Origin of the sequence: Mesorhizobium sp. CO1-1-11 (genome assembly GCF_020164995.1) — a bacterium.
Classification (GTDB): domain Bacteria; phylum Pseudomonadota; class Alphaproteobacteria; order Rhizobiales; family Rhizobiaceae; genus Mesorhizobium; species Mesorhizobium australicum.
On record NZ_JAIUHE010000015.1, the window covers coordinates 98,606 to 111,899 of the forward strand.

Annotated in this window: 10 protein-coding genes and 3 pseudogenes; 3 read left to right on the top strand and 10 right to left on the bottom strand. The window is 63.7% G+C overall.

Features of this window, described 5'->3' with window-relative positions; all coding sequences use genetic code 11:
* Positions 1 to 131: 131 nt before the first annotated feature.
* From LB554_RS18980 to cyoA, 7 genes and pseudogenes are all read right to left on the bottom strand, one after another.
* Positions 132 to 668 (bottom strand): response regulator transcription factor, encoded by a 537-nt coding sequence (locus LB554_RS18980; protein WP_181166251.1) that lies wholly within the window; start codon positions 666 to 668, stop codon positions 132 to 134.
* Positions 658 to 2,010 carry an ATP-binding protein gene (locus tag LB554_RS18985; RefSeq protein WP_140821138.1) on the bottom strand — a complete coding sequence of 451 codons (1,353 nt, stop codon included), beginning with the start codon at positions 2,008 to 2,010 and terminating at the stop codon, positions 658 to 660. Before LB554_RS18985 ends, LB554_RS18980 begins: the two co-directional genes overlap by 11 nt.
* Complete coding sequence (locus tag LB554_RS18990) at positions 2,007 to 2,813, bottom strand: SURF1 family protein (protein WP_140614599.1); 807 nt, start codon at positions 2,811 to 2,813, stop codon at positions 2,007 to 2,009. Before LB554_RS18990 ends, LB554_RS18985 begins: the two co-directional genes overlap by 4 nt.
* Entirely contained in the window at positions 2,810 to 3,187 is a 378-nt protein-coding gene (gene cyoD, locus LB554_RS18995) for a cytochrome o ubiquinol oxidase subunit IV (RefSeq protein WP_224586202.1), read from the bottom strand. Before cyoD ends, LB554_RS18990 begins: the two co-directional genes overlap by 4 nt.
* Complete coding sequence (cyoC, locus tag LB554_RS19000; protein ID WP_224586204.1) at positions 3,184 to 3,810, bottom strand: cytochrome o ubiquinol oxidase subunit III; 627 nt, start codon at positions 3,808 to 3,810, stop codon at positions 3,184 to 3,186. Before cyoC ends, cyoD begins: the two co-directional genes overlap by 4 nt.
* Before the next feature lie 2 nt (positions 3,811 to 3,812).
* Positions 3,813 to 5,810: a cytochrome o ubiquinol oxidase subunit I gene (gene cyoB, locus LB554_RS19005; protein WP_224586206.1), complete on the bottom strand. Its 1,998-nt coding sequence runs from the start codon at positions 5,808 to 5,810 to the stop codon at positions 3,813 to 3,815.
* 10 nt (positions 5,811 to 5,820) lie between these two features.
* A pseudogene (cyoA, locus tag LB554_RS19010) lies at positions 5,821 to 7,003 on the bottom strand (ubiquinol oxidase subunit II).
* Between the two features lie 206 nt (positions 7,004 to 7,209).
* Between cyoA and LB554_RS19015 the strand changes: the two are divergent.
* On the top strand, positions 7,210 to 8,532 hold the full coding sequence (locus LB554_RS19015; RefSeq protein WP_140715589.1) for an MFS transporter: 1,323 nt from the start codon (positions 7,210 to 7,212) through the stop codon (positions 8,530 to 8,532).
* Between the two features lie 56 nt (positions 8,533 to 8,588).
* On the opposite strand, the pseudogene LB554_RS29555 reads toward LB554_RS19015, so the two are convergent.
* Positions 8,589 to 8,678, bottom strand: a pseudogene (locus LB554_RS29555) (SDR family NAD(P)-dependent oxidoreductase); the annotation flags it as partial.
* On the opposite strand from LB554_RS29555, the pseudogene LB554_RS29635 reads away from it, so the two are divergent.
* Positions 8,672 to 8,719 (top strand): annotated as a pseudogene (locus LB554_RS29635) (hypothetical protein); the annotation flags it as partial. The pseudogenes LB554_RS29555 and LB554_RS29635 sit on opposite strands and share 7 nt — an antisense overlap.
* 135 nt (positions 8,720 to 8,854) lie before the next feature.
* Here LB554_RS29635 and LB554_RS19025 read toward each other — a convergent pair.
* The gene (locus LB554_RS19025; RefSeq protein WP_224586208.1) at positions 8,855 to 10,924 is read right to left on the bottom strand and encodes an FAD-dependent oxidoreductase; all 2,070 of its coding nucleotides are present in this window, start codon (positions 10,922 to 10,924) and stop codon (positions 8,855 to 8,857) included.
* A 223-nt stretch (positions 10,925 to 11,147) separates the two neighbouring features.
* Between LB554_RS19025 and argE the strand changes: the two genes are divergently transcribed.
* Positions 11,148 to 12,305: an acetylornithine deacetylase gene (argE, locus tag LB554_RS19030; protein WP_224586275.1), complete on the top strand. Its 1,158-nt coding sequence runs from the start codon at positions 11,148 to 11,150 to the stop codon at positions 12,303 to 12,305.
* Between the two features lie 15 nt (positions 12,306 to 12,320).
* On the opposite strand, the gene LB554_RS19035 is transcribed toward argE, so the two are convergent.
* Positions 12,321 to 13,256 carry a LysR family transcriptional regulator gene (locus LB554_RS19035; RefSeq protein ID WP_015316459.1) on the bottom strand — a complete coding sequence of 312 codons (936 nt, stop codon included), beginning with the start codon at positions 13,254 to 13,256 and terminating at the stop codon, positions 12,321 to 12,323.
* Between the last annotated feature and the right edge of the window lie 38 nt (positions 13,257 to 13,294).

Sequence of the window (13,294 nt, forward strand, 5' to 3'; positions counted from 1 at the left end):
GGAACCGACGCGGGTGGCCAGCGTCTCCGCCGCGGTGAACGGAGGCGCTCGCATAAAACTGTCGGAGCTGTGGGGCGGTCCTCTTTTAAGGCTGTGCCGAGAGCGGCACCGCCGCTCGCCGGACCTTCCCGCTATCTCACCACACGCTTCTCGAGCTTGCGGGCCAGAGTGCGCCGGTGCAGGCCAAGCCGGCGCGCCGTCTCGGAGATGTTGAAGCCGGTTTCGACCAGGGTTTCGTGGATGCGCTCCCACTCCAGGTTCTTGATCGAGGTGGGCCGGCTGGAAAGCGGTACGGAAACGTCGCCCTCGGCACGGCCGAAGGCGGCTTCGATGTCATCGGTATTGGCGGGTTTGGCCAGGTAATGGCTGGCGCCGAGCTTGATCGCCTCGACCGCCGTGGCGATGCTGGCAAACCCTGTCAGCACGACGATCCTGATCGACGCATCGCGGGCGCTGAGCAGCTTGACGCACTCCAGCCCGGAACCGCCGGCTCCAAGCTTGAGATCGACCACGGCATAAGCCGGAACGGCTTTTTCGAGGGCGTCGAGCAAGGCTTCCCTGTCGTGGCAGACCATGACGTCGTACTCGCGCTTTTCGAAGGAGCGCTTCAGCGTCTTGGCAAAGGTCGCGTCGTCCTCGACGATAAAGAGGGATCGATCAGGCCTCATGATCATCTCCATCGGTCAGCGCCGCGAGCGGCAGCGAAAGCGTAACACAGGCGCCCTGCTCCATGTTGCGCGCGGAAAAATCACCTCCCAGTTTCCGGACCACGTTCACGACAAGGAAAAGACCAAGACCGCCCCCTGGCCGTCCCTTGCTCGACATATAGGGCTGGCCAAGCGCCGCCAGAATAGTCTCGTCGAAACCCGGCCCACGATCGCTTACGGCAATCACCAGTTTGTCGCCCTGCCGCTCGGCGGTGACGCCGACCCAAGCCTGCGACGCTTCCTGGGCGTTGTCGAACACGTTGAAGATGACCTGCTTCAACGCCGTGTCGGACACGATCTGCTCGTCCGGGTCGAAATCGTTCGTGTATTCCAGCTTGAATGGCTGGCGACTGATGCGCCATTCCTCGACCAGATCGTCGAGGAAACCGCGAATGGTGGTGCGTATCGTTCCCTCGCCCCTGGCCTGGCCGGAAGACATCAGAATGCCGGACACGATGCGCTTGCAGCGCTCGATCTGCGCCCGCATTTCGGCCATGTCGGCCGCCAGTTCGCGGTTGCGTGCAAGGGTGCGCATCTGGCGCCAGTCGGACAGGATGACGGATATCGTGGCAAGCGGCGTACCCAGTTCGTGCGCGGCGCCGGAGGCCAGCAGGCCCATGCGCACGATGTGATCCTCCTCGGCCGAGCGCTGGCGCAGGTCGGCGAGATAGGCATCACGTTCGCGCAGGTTGCGGTCGATGCGCGTCATGAAGATCACGATCAGGCCGGCGGCCAGCACGAAGCAGATGAACATGCCCCTGATATGCAGGGACAGGAGATCGCTGCCGCCATGATGCGGGATGGCGATCGGCTGGAAAAGGAAGATGAGGAAGACGAAGCAGGCCGACGCGGCTGCAACCAGGATCCAGGTAAACCTTGGGGTCAGCAGTGCCGCGCCGAGCGTGATCTGCAGAAGGTAGAGCGATACGAACGGATTGGACGCGCCGCCGCTCAGGTAAAGCTGCGTCGTCAGTGCCGCCATGTCGAAGATGAGCGCGACGAAGAGCTGGGTGTTGGTGATCGGCCTGATACCGCGCAGGACCAGCAAGCTGAAGATGTTGAGGCCAACCAGGAAAAGCACAACGCCGGCCATCTTCGCCAGCGGCAGCGGGATCTCGAACCAGTATTGCGTCGCCAGAATGGTGAGCACCTGACCCGCCACCGCCAGCCAACGCAGTTGGATGAGCAGGAACAAGTTCTTCCTGTTCGTTGCTTCGGGATTTGGTACCGCGCCATTGTTGGCGGCAAGGGACGCCGTCACCAGCGATTTGTCGCGGCGGAGCGCTTGCGTGGGAACGCTCATCTTGCTGGTCCTTGCCGCTGGGGGCGGCCGGTCATCGGCTTGGCCAGGGCGAGGGCAAGCATCGCAGCGAGCGTGAACCAGGTCAAAGCATAGATGAGGTGGCTGTTGCGGAAAGTCACGACGGTCAGCCCGCCGTGTGGCCAGCCGTCGATGCCGGATGCCTCAGCATCAACAAAATAGGGTGCGACATCCGTCAGGCCGCGCGCGGTTGCGATGGCAGCGACATCCCGCGAATACCAGCGATTGCCCGTGGTGTCATTCTTGCGCAGGAAGCCACCGCCTGGCTCGCTCATGCGCAACAGTCCATCGATGATGACCGGCGCGGTTGAGCCGCCGCTCTCTTGTCCGAACTCGGCCTTGCGCTCCGGGGGAATGAAGCCGCGATTGACCAGCACGACGAAGCCACTGTCGGTCCGCATCGGCGTCAGCACCCAATAGCCGCCGCCAAGCTCCGTCACCGCCTGGACCAGCGTGTTGGCGCCGCCCAGGAAGCGTCCGGCCAATCGCACATGGCTGTATTCGTAGCGGGCCGCGGTGATGCCGTTCCAGCTCTCCGGGCCAGGCGCTTCGAAAACCGGGGCATGAATGCGTTGGTCGACACGGGCGATCAGGTCGAGCTTCCAGGCCCGCCTCTCCAACTGCCATATGCCGAGCCCGACAAACACCAGCACGCCGAGGAGCCCGAGCAGCACAAGGACAAGGCGCGATGCGGACGACCGGCCGGCGCCCTCTTGCGACGCGGGCCGCGGACCGATGCCCGTCGCCTCGGTGTTGGTTCTCCCAGACCCCGCAACCGGGCTCATGGCATCTCGCGCATGTCGTGCAGCCCCGGCATCATGTTGGCGTTGAGATGATACATCACCCAGAGCGAGCCGGTCAGTACGATCACGACCAGGATCAGCGTGAAGATCAGCGCCAGCATCGACCATCCGCCTTCCGAGGTGGTGTCCATATGCAGGAAGAAGACCATGTGGACGACGATCTGCGCGACCGCGAAGGCCATGATGACGATGGCCGTCGCCTGCTTGTCGTCGATGGCGCCGCTCATGACCAGCCAGAACGGGATGGCGGTCAGGATCACCGACAGGATGAAGCCGGTCAGATAGCTCCGGAACGATCCGTGTGCTGCTCCAGCATGGGCGTGGCCGTGACCCTCGGCATGATCATGAGCGCTCATCGCAACATTCCCATCAGATAGACGAAGGTGAAGACGCCGATCCAGACGACGTCAAGGAAATGCCAGAACATCGAGAGGCACATCAGCCGGCGGCGGTTCGCCTCGACGAGGCCAAATCTCGCGACCTGAGTCATCAGCGTCACCAGCCAGACGATGCCGAAGGTGACATGCAGGCCGTGCGTACCGACCAGGGTGAAGAAGGACGACAGGAAGGCGCTGCGCTGCGGTGTCGCGCCTTCATGGATCATGTGCGAGAATTCGTAGAGCTCGATCGACAGGAACGCCAGGCCGAACAGGCCGGTGACGGCGAGCCAGGCTTGCGTCGCCCCCACGCGACCCTTGTCCATGGTCAGCATGGCGAAGCCATAGGTGATCGAGGAGAAGAGCAGCATGGCGGTGTTGACCGCCACCAGATCGAGGTCGAACAGGTCCTTGGGTGCCGGCCCGGCCGCGTAGTTGCCGCCAAGCACGCCATAGGCGGCGAACAGCATCGCGAAGATCAGGCAGTCGCTCATGAGATAGAGCCAGAAGCCGAGCATGGTGGAGCCGCCTTCGGCGTGCGCATGCTCCTCTTCCAGGTGAAAGACCGGTTCGGTGCCGGCCGTGATTGCTGTCGGTGCCATGCTCAAACCCCAGCCCCGAGGAGCGTCGTCCTCGCCTCTTCCGTCCGAATGATTTCGGCTGCCGGAATGTGGAAGTCGCGGTGATAGTTGAAGGTGTGGCCGATCGCGGTGGCGATGAGGCAAACGAAGCTCAGCGCCGCCAGCCACCAGATGTACCAGATCAGGGCGAAGCCGAGCGCGACGCTGAAGGCGGCCAGGAAGACACCGGTGCCGGTATTGCTGGGCATGTGGATCGGCTTGAAGCCGGCGAGCGGCCTGGTGTAGCCGGCCTGCTTCATGTCAAACCAGGCATCGTTGTCGCGAATGACAGGTGTGAAGGCGAAATTGTAGGCAGGCGGCGGCGAGGAGGTCGACCATTCGAGCGTGCGGCCGTCCCATGGATCGCCGGTCGGATCGGCAAGCGCCTCGCGCCTGCGGATGGAGACGAAGATCTGGATCAGGAAGGCGGCGATGCCGCAGGCGATCAGCACCGCGCCGAAGGCGGCGATGACGAACCATATCTGCAGGGAGGGATCATCGAACACGCGCATGCGGCGTGTCACGCCCATCAGGCCGAGCACGTAGAGCGGCATGAAGGCGAACCAGAAGCCGACCACCCAGCACCAGAACGAGACCTTGCCCCAGAACGGGTCGAGCTTGAATCCGAAGGCCTTGGGCCACCAGTAGGCAATGCCGGCGAACAGCCCGAACAGCACGCCGCCGATGATGACGTTATGGAAGTGCGCGATCAGGAACAGGCTGTTGTGCAGCACGAAATCCGCCGGCGGCACGGCAAGCAGCACGCCGGTCATGCCGCCGAAGGTGAAGGTGAGCATGAAAGCCACCGTCCACATCATCGGCAATTCGAAGCGGATGCGGCCCCGGTACATTGTGAACAGCCAGTTGAAGATCTTCGCTCCCGTCGGGATCGAGATGATCATCGTCGTAATGCCGAAGAAGGAATTGACGCTGGCGCCGGAGCCCATGGTGAAGAAGTGGTGCAGCCAGACGAGATAGGACAGGATGGTGATGACCACCGTGGCGTAGACCATCGACGTGTAGCCGAACAGGCGCTTGCCGGAGAAGGTCGAGGTGACTTCGGAAAAGACGCCGAACAGCGGCAGGATGAGGATGTAGACTTCCGGGTGACCCCATATCCAGATGAGGTTGACATACATCATCGGATTGCCGCCGAAGTCATTGGTGAAGAAGTTGGTGCCGACATAGCGGTCGAGCGCCAGCAGCGAGAGCACCGCCGTCAGCACCGGGAAGGAGGCGACGATCAGCACGTTGGTGCAGAGCGACGTCCAGGTGAAGACGGGCATGCGCATCATCGTCATGCCGGGCGCCCGCATCTTGATGATGGTGCAGATCAGGTTGATGCCCGACAGCGTCGTGCCGACACCCGCCACCTGCAGCGCCCAGATATAATAGTCGACGCCGACGTCGGGACTGTAGCCTATGCCGGAAAGCGGCGGATAGGCGAGCCAGCCGGTGCGGGCGAATTCGCCGACGAACAGCGAGGCCATGACGAGGATGGCGCCGCCGACCGTCATCCAGAAGGAGAAATTGTTGAGGAACGGAAAGGAGACGTCGCGGGCGCCGATCTGCAGCGGCACGACGAAATTCATCAACCCGGTGACGAAGGGCATCGCCACGAAGAAGATCATGATGACGCCATGGGCGGTGAAGATCTGGTCGTAGTGATGTGAGTTCAGGTAGCCCTCGGAGCCATTGAAGGCGATGGCCTGCTGGAGGCGCATCATGATGGCGTCCGAGAAGCCGCGCAGCAGCATGACCAGCCCCAGCACCATGTACATGATGCCGATCTTCTTGTGGTCGACGCTGGTGAACCATTCACGCCACAGGTAGCCCCACAGCTTGAAATAGGTGATGACGCCGAGAAGCGCGATGCCGCCGAGCGCCACCGCGGCGAAGGTGGCGACAACGATCGGCTCATGCAGCGGCAGCGAGTCCCAGTTGAGGCGGCCGAAAATGAATTTGGTCAGCGTATCGGGCATCGCAAGTCTCTCACAATTCGCGCCGCAGCAGGCCGAGGGCCGGCGTATCGGCCTCCGCGCTGCGGCTGTCTGTCCGGGGCCGGAGCAGTCCCGCCCCGCGCAGCGGGGACAGGTTCTTCGCCGGCCAATAGGTCGGCCGGGCATCGCGCGACGCGCGCGAGACGGCAGCGGCCTCCTCCGCCGTGCAGATGCTGGCGACATAGGAGGGTTCGTTTCCGAACACCGCGCCGCGCCACGCGAGCTTGTCATATTGCAGCGGCAAGGTGTTGCGCACACCCGCAAGGCCGAGACCGCCCTTGGCGTCGATGGACATCATCTCGTTCATGCACATCTTGCCGCGCTCGACGCACAGATTGAGGATGGCACCATAGAGGTCGGGATCGACGGAGGCGTAGTGGCGGACGGGTTCGTTCTCGCTCGGCTTTTCGAGTTCGAGATAACTGTCGCGGTTGAGAGCCGCGGATGCGGTCCTGGCCTGTGCCACCCACTGGCTGAAGGCATCATCGGATAGGCCGTGGAAGGCAAAGCGCATGCCCGAAAAGCCGGCGCCGCTATAATTGGCGGAGAAACCGCTATAGGTGCCCGGCCGGTTGATGACGGCGTGCAGCTTCGTCTCCATGCCCGGCATGGCATAGATCTGCCCGGCGAGGGCTGGAATGTAGAAGGAATTCATCACCGCCGAGGAGGTGATGCGGAAGTCGATCGGCTGGTTGACCGGCGCCGCCAGCTCGTTGACGGCAGCGATGCCGTAATCGGGATAGATGAACAGCCATTTCCAGTCGAGCGCCACGACCTCGACCCTGAGCGGCTTGTTCAACTGGGTGACGGGCTGGCCGGGTTCGATCCTGTCGATCCGGCGGTACGGGTCGAGCAAATGCGTGCCGAGCCAGGTCAGTGCGCCAAGGCATATGATGATGAGAAGCGGTGCTGCCCAGATCACCAGTTCCAGTTTCGTCGAATGATCCCAATCCGGTGCATAGGTCGCCGAGGCATTGGAGTGCCGGTAGCGCCAGGCGAAAAAGACAGTCAGCGCCACTGACCGGCACGATGATGATCAGCATCAGCAAGGTCGAGACCACCAGCAGGTCGCGCTGCTGGGCCGCGACATCGCCTGCCGGCGCGAGCACGACCATATCGCAGCCGCTCAACAGCCCGGTCAGGGGAAACAGAAGCAAGGCCCCAAATCGTTTCATCAGATGCTGCCCTCGATGGACCGCCGCAACGTGGAGGGATGTTGCGGTGCGGTATCAACAAAGGGCTACTGCCGGCGGCGGCGCGCTGACATTGGACAATTTGTCCAATGCCCAGCCGGGGTGGGTCTGGCACAGTGTGCAGCGCACAATGGAATCCCTATGATTGGGTCCCAGATATTTCATTCCACGCGGTGGCGACGGACAAGATGGCTCAGACTTCGACTGCCGAAACAAACAGCGGGCTGATCGGCTCGGACCACGGCCAGGTCAGCGCGGGCGATATCGCGGTCGGCGTGATCGTGGGCAGGACGTCGGAATTCTTCGACTTCTTCGTCTATGCGATCGCGTCCGTCATCGTGTTCCCAAAGCTGGTGTTTCCGACGCACGACCCGCTCGTCGGAACGCTCTACTCCTTCGCCATTTTCGCACTGGCCTTCATCGCCCGTCCGTTCGGCTCCGTTCTGTTCATGGCCGTCGATCGCGCCTATGGCCGCGGGGCGAAATTGACGATCGCGCTGTTCCTGCTCGGCACCTCGACCGTCGCCATCGCGTTCCTTCCCGCCTATGGCGATATCGGCGCGCTTGCGATCTGGCTTCTGGCGCTGGCCCGCATCGGGCAAGGCGTGGCGCTCGGCGGAACCTGGGACGGACTTCCCTCGCTGCTGGCGCTGAACGCGCCTCAGAACCGGCGCGGCTTCTACGCCATGATCCCGCAACTCGGCGCGCCGATCGGCCTCATCGTGGCGAGTTCCCTCTTCGCTTTCTTCGTCGCCAACCTGTCGGCCGACGACTTCCTTGCCTGGGGCTGGCGATATCCTTTCTTCGTCGCCTTCGCCATCAATGTCGTGGCCCTGTTTGCCAGGCTGCGCATTGTGGTGACGCCCGAATTTTCAAGATTGTACGAGAGCGGCGACCTGCAGCCGACGCGCATCAGGGATACGATCAGGGCCGAAGGCCGCAACGTCGTCATCGGCGCCTTCGCGCCGCTGGCGAGTTTCGCCCTGTTCCACATGGTGACGGTGTTTCCGCTCTCCTGGGTGTTCCTGTTCACCAATGAGGGGCCGGCGCGCTTCCTGACGATCGAGGCGGTGAGCGCTCTGTTCGGTATCGCGGCTATCGTCGCATCGGGGCCACTGGCCGATCGTGTCGGACGCCGTGCGCTGCTCGGCGGTTCGGCGATCGCCATCGCGACGTTCAGCGGCTTTGCCCCGCAGCTTCTGGATGGCGGCACCGTTGGGGAGGCCCTGTTCATGGTGCTGGGCTTCATCCTGCTGGGGCTGAGTTTCGGGCAATCGTCGGGCGTCGTCGCATCGAGCTTTTCGCGACACTATCGCTATACCGGCTCGGCGATAACCTCGGATCTCGCATGGATGTTCGGCGCCGGCTTCGCGCCGCTCGCAGCCCTGCTTTTGGCCGGCAATTTCGGCCTCATCGCGGCGGGCGCCTACCTGCTCTCGGGCGCGGCCTGCACCTTGCTTGCCTTGTGGATCGACGGGCGGCGTTCGGTCGCGGATCGTCCGACCGACTGAACTCTATAAATGGCGGGAAGGGTCAGCGAGCGTCGCCGGAGCCGCTGCCCTCCCGGTCAGCGGAACATCGAGCCGCCATCCACGTCGAGCGCGGCGCCGTAGACGAAGCTCGCGGCGTCGGAGCAGAGGAACAGGATCGCTGCGCGGCAAGGTAAGGCTCGCCGAATACACCGGAGCCGTCACGCTCCTCCATGTCGAGCTGGACAGTGGCCAGACCTGCCGCCCGAAACCGGCGCCGAGGTCGGCCTGCGGGCCGAATCCGGGCATCTGCACTTCTTCGACCAGGAAGGGCGGGCGATCTGGTCTGCCGCGCTCCGGCGTTCTATTCCGCAGCCAGTGCGGCGACTTCCCGCCGAAACGGCAATGCGTCGCCGATGTCAGGTTCGTCCAGCTCCCGGGCGAAGCGGTGGCCGGCATAGGTTGCCCAGGCGATCGGCCCCGGTGCTTCGGCGTCGCCAATGACCTTGACCGAACGGATGCCGTTGTCGGCCCACTCGTTTTCCCGCGCCTTGAGCTCGCGCCAAACGGCGTCGTCCTGATTGCGTGACGTGACCAGGACGACGGCATCGGCCGTCAGCTCCTGTTTCGCGCCGGTGTAGACGCAGGCCGTCACGACGCCACCTGAAGCGACACCCGTGACGGTCCTGTTGAGAACGATATCGACGCCGAGTTCAGCCAGGCGGCGGTGAATGGCCCCTTGCTCCAGCGTGTTGCGGGTCCAGTCCGAGACATAGGCCGATGGCGTCACCAGGGTCACCTTCGTTCCCCGAAGCGCCATCAGCTCGGCGAGAACGCCGCCCATGTAATAGTGGTCGTCGTCGAACAGCACGACCTTGCCGGCCGGAACCTTGCCGGCCATCAGATCGTCGGGTGAGTAGACCGGCATCGCGGCGTCGATCGGCATCGGCACGACATGGGCACGCGCGACGCCGTCGCGGCGCCAGGTCGATCCGGTGGCAATGGCGACGTTCTGGAAGCCGAACGAGAGGATGTCACCGGCCGACAGCCGGCTTTCGAAATAGATGTCGACATTGGGCATCTGGCTGAGCTGATACTGCCGATAGTCGCGCACCCTGCCCCAGGCCGACAGGCCTGGAAGTTTGCTTTCGCGCGCCACGCGTCCGCCAAGCTCGGTGCCCGCTTCCGCGATGGCCACTTTATAGCCGCGCAGGCCGAGCGCACGCGCGGCCTCCAGTCCGGCGGGCCCGGCGCCGACGATCAGCACGCTGTCGCTGTCGCCTTTCGCCTGCATGCGCTCAGGATGCCAGCCTTTGCGCCATTCCTCCATGAAGGTCGGGTTCTGCGTGCAGCGCGAGATCGACATGGTCATGTCGCCGGTGATGCAGATGTTGCAGCCAATGCATTCGCGGATGTCCTCGATACGCCCCTCCTCGACCTTCCTCGGCAGGAAGGGATCGGCGATCGACGGGCGCGCGCAGCCGATGAAATCGAGCGTGCCCGACCTGATCATCCTGACCATCACGTCGGGCGAAGTGAAGCGGCCGACGCCGACGACCGGCTTCGAGGTCAGCTTCTTGATGCCCGATACCAGGCTTTCCTGCGCCGCCTCGTCCTTGAAGCGTGACGGACCCGAGCAATCCTCCCAGGCGCCGTGCGCGAGATCCCAAAGATCGGGCAGTTCGGCATGCATCTCGATCATGTCGCGGACCTCCGAATTGGCGAAGCCGTGTTCACCGATCATCTCGTCCAGCGACAGCCTGAGCGTCAGGCCGCACGTGTCGCCGATCGCGTCGCGCCCTTCCCCGATCAGCTCGCGCATCAGCCGCGAACGGTTTTCCAGCGAGCCGCCATATTCGTCGCCGCGCTGGTTGGTGGCCGTCGACAGGAAATGCTGGATGATGCCGAAGCCATGCGCGCCATAGAGGCAGACAAGGTCGAAACCCGCCTGCTTGGCGCGTTTGAAGGCATTGCGGTGCCAGCGGCGCAAGTCGCGTATGTCCTCTCTGTCCATGGCGCGCGCCTGCACCGGATCATTGGTGAAGGTGCGGATCGGCAGGGCCGACGGCCCGCGCGGCACCTCCTTGGTGTAGAGGTTGGGACCGTTGATCCCGGAATAGGCGAGCTGGATGCCAGCCAGCGCGCCGTGCTCGTGCATGGCCTCGGCCATCTTGGCCAAAGCCGGAATGTCGGCATCGTCCCATAGCCGCAGTTCGATGAAGGGCGTGATCTCGGAGGTATGGTGCATCTCCGTCTGCTCGGTGAAGATCACGCCCCAGCGGCCTTCCGACTTGATGCGGCGCATCTCTGCCGCCGCCGATGGATCGCGATAGCCACCGCCATTGCAGTGCGGAACCTGATAGAAGCGGTTCTTGGCCGTCACCGGACCTATCTTCATCGGCTCGAACAGGATGTCGTAGCGTGGGTCGCGCATGTAGCTTCCTCCCTGCCGGCTCGGCACCGACGGTGCTGCCGAGACTACTCATAAGTTCGAGCCGGCGCGGGAAAACTACGGATTTCTTCTGTGCCGATTAGGACGCGCCTAATCGCGCGCGCCGGCGCAATTAGTCTGCGTTGAACCGGGGCTGAGCGAAATGCGACTTCAGAGCATCGGCGGCATGATGCTAGACAGCCAGAACCCGACCGAGAGACAGAAAATGGACAGCATCAGGATTCTCGAACGGCTGATCGCATTCCCCACGGTGAGCCGCGACTCGAACCTCGACCTGATCGGCTATGCGGCCGACTTGCTCGAAGCGAGCGGCGTTGCCTGCCAGATCGTCCACGGCGCGGACAGGCACAAGGCCAACCTCTTTGCCACCATTGGCCCGGCAGGCAGACCCGGTGTCATGCTGTCCGGCCACACCGACGTCGTTCCCGTGGACGGCCAGAACTGGACGCTGCCCCCATTCGAAATGACCGAGCGCGACGGCAAGCTCTATGGGCGCGGCGCGGCGGACATGAAGGGTTTTGTGGCCTCTGCGCTCGCCACCTGCATCAAGGCCTCCAGGATCGCGCTTCGGACGCCGTTGCATCTGGCGCTCTCCTGTGACGAGGAAGTCGGCTGCCTTGGCGTGCGCGACCTGATCGAAATGCTGAGTGCGGCGCCGCAGCGCCCGCTGCTGTGCATCGTCGGGGAGCCGACCAACATGCAGGTGGCGACCGGGCACAAGGGCAAGCTTGCCGCTCGCGCCGTCTGCAGGGGACGCGAAGGCCATTCGGCGCTCGCCCCGCTGGCGCTCAACGCGATCCACCTCGGGTGCGATTTCGTGCGCGCCTTGCGTGACGAACAAGAACGGCTGGCCCGCGACGGCGCCCGCGACGGCGACTACGACATTCCCTACACGACGGTTCATGTCGGCAAGATCAATGCCGGCGTCGCGCTCAACATCGTGCCCAACCTCTGCCACGTCGATTTCGAGATCCGCAACATTGCCGCCGACGATGCCGCCAGCATTCTCGACAGGCTGCGCGCCGCCGCGGTGCGCATTGCCGGGGACGCCGCTTCGATCGCGGCAGAGGCAGCGATCGACATCGAGATCACCAACACCTATCCGGGTCTCGACACGCCGGCCGCATCGGAGGCGGTGGCCTTCGTCAAGTCGCTGACCGGTGCCAACGACACGATGAAAGTCGCCTTCGGCACGGAGGGCGGATTGTTCAGCCGCGATCTCGGCACGCCTGCCGTCGTCTGCGGGCCGGGCTCCATGGCGCAGGGCCACAAGCCCGACGAATTTGTCAGCGTCGAACAGCTGCGTCGTTGCGACGCGATGCTGGACAGATTGCTGGAACGGCTCACGGACGGCTGGCCGTGAGCCGCATGGCAGGCCTCACTTCACGATGCGCTCGGTACCGAAGACGCCCTGCTCGACGACGAAGCGGCGACAGTGGTCGATGAAGGCCTGCACCGTCAGCGTGCGATGCTCGGCGTTCGGCAGGGCAATCCCTATGGTCAGCGGCCGGAGGTCGCCCAACAAAGGCACAAAGACCAGCAATTTGCCGTCCGGCGACATGGTATTGAGCGGCCGCATATTGGCGATGCCGTAGCCGAAGCCGTTGGCGACCATCGAGCGCATCACGGCGATGTCGCCGGTGCGCTCGACGATCTTGGGCCGCAGGCCCCTGGGCTGGAAAGCCGACAGGAAATATTCCCTGCTGTAGGGCAGGTCAAGCAGCACCATCGGCTCATCGACCAATTCCTCGGGCGTGATACCTGCCTTCGCCGCCAGGCGATGCGCGGCCGGCAGCATGACATAGGCCGGCAACTGCATCAGCGGCTCGAAAGTCATGTCTTGCGACAGCTCCAGATCGTAGGTCAGCGCGGCGTCTATTTCGCCACGTTGGAGCATCTCGAACAATTGCCCCTGGTTGCGCTCGAATTGCCTGACGCGCACATCGGGATAGGCGTCCTCGAATTTTTTGCGCAGTGCCGGCAGCACGATCTGGGCGAAAGTGAGCAGGCAGCCGATCGCCAGCGGTCCGCGCACCTTTTCGGCGATATCCCCGGCAATGTCGTGCAGCGCATCCGCATCGTTAAGCAGACGCGCTGCTTCCTTGAGGAACAGGCGCCCGCCCGCCGTCAGCGCCAGCGCGTGCGAATGCTTGCGCACGAAAAGCTGCACGCCGAACTCGGCTTCGAGCTGAGCGATCGACGCCGAGATCGATGGCGGCGAGACATTCACCTGCTCGGCCGCCTTGGCGATCGAACCCGCTTCGCCAACGGCGACGAAATATTCGAGTTGTCTCAGCGTGAAGCGAAGCGGCATGGTGGCTATGTTGCCGGTTTGCAGCCGGCGATCAAGTC

Bases quoted from the DNA above. Each gene is read 5' to 3' on its own strand.
- LB554_RS18980 (WP_181166251.1), bottom strand. From the start codon at position 668: ATGAGGCCTGATCGATCCCTCTTTATCGTCGAGGACGACGCGACCTTT.
- LB554_RS18985 (WP_140821138.1), bottom strand. From the start codon at position 2,010: ATGAGCGTTCCCACGCAAGCGCTCCGCCGCGACAAATCGCTGGTGACG.
- LB554_RS18990 (WP_140614599.1), bottom strand. From the start codon at position 2,813: ATGAGCCCGGTTGCGGGGTCTGGGAGAACCAACACCGAGGCGACGGGC.
- cyoD (WP_224586202.1), bottom strand. From the start codon at position 3,187: ATGAGCGCTCATGATCATGCCGAGGGTCACGGCCACGCCCATGCTGGA.
- cyoC (WP_224586204.1), bottom strand. From the start codon at position 3,810: ATGGCACCGACAGCAATCACGGCCGGCACCGAACCGGTCTTTCACCTG.
- cyoB (WP_224586206.1), bottom strand. From the start codon at position 5,810: ATGCCCGATACGCTGACCAAATTCATTTTCGGCCGCCTCAACTGGGAC.
- LB554_RS19015 (WP_140715589.1), top strand. From the start codon at position 7,210: ATGGCTCAGACTTCGACTGCCGAAACAAACAGCGGGCTGATCGGCTCG.
- LB554_RS19025 (WP_224586208.1), bottom strand. From the start codon at position 10,924: ATGCGCGACCCACGCTACGACATCCTGTTCGAGCCGATGAAGATAGGT.
- argE (WP_224586275.1), top strand. From the start codon at position 11,148: ATGGACAGCATCAGGATTCTCGAACGGCTGATCGCATTCCCCACGGTG.
- LB554_RS19035 (WP_015316459.1), bottom strand. From the start codon at position 13,256: ATGCCGCTTCGCTTCACGCTGAGACAACTCGAATATTTCGTCGCCGTT.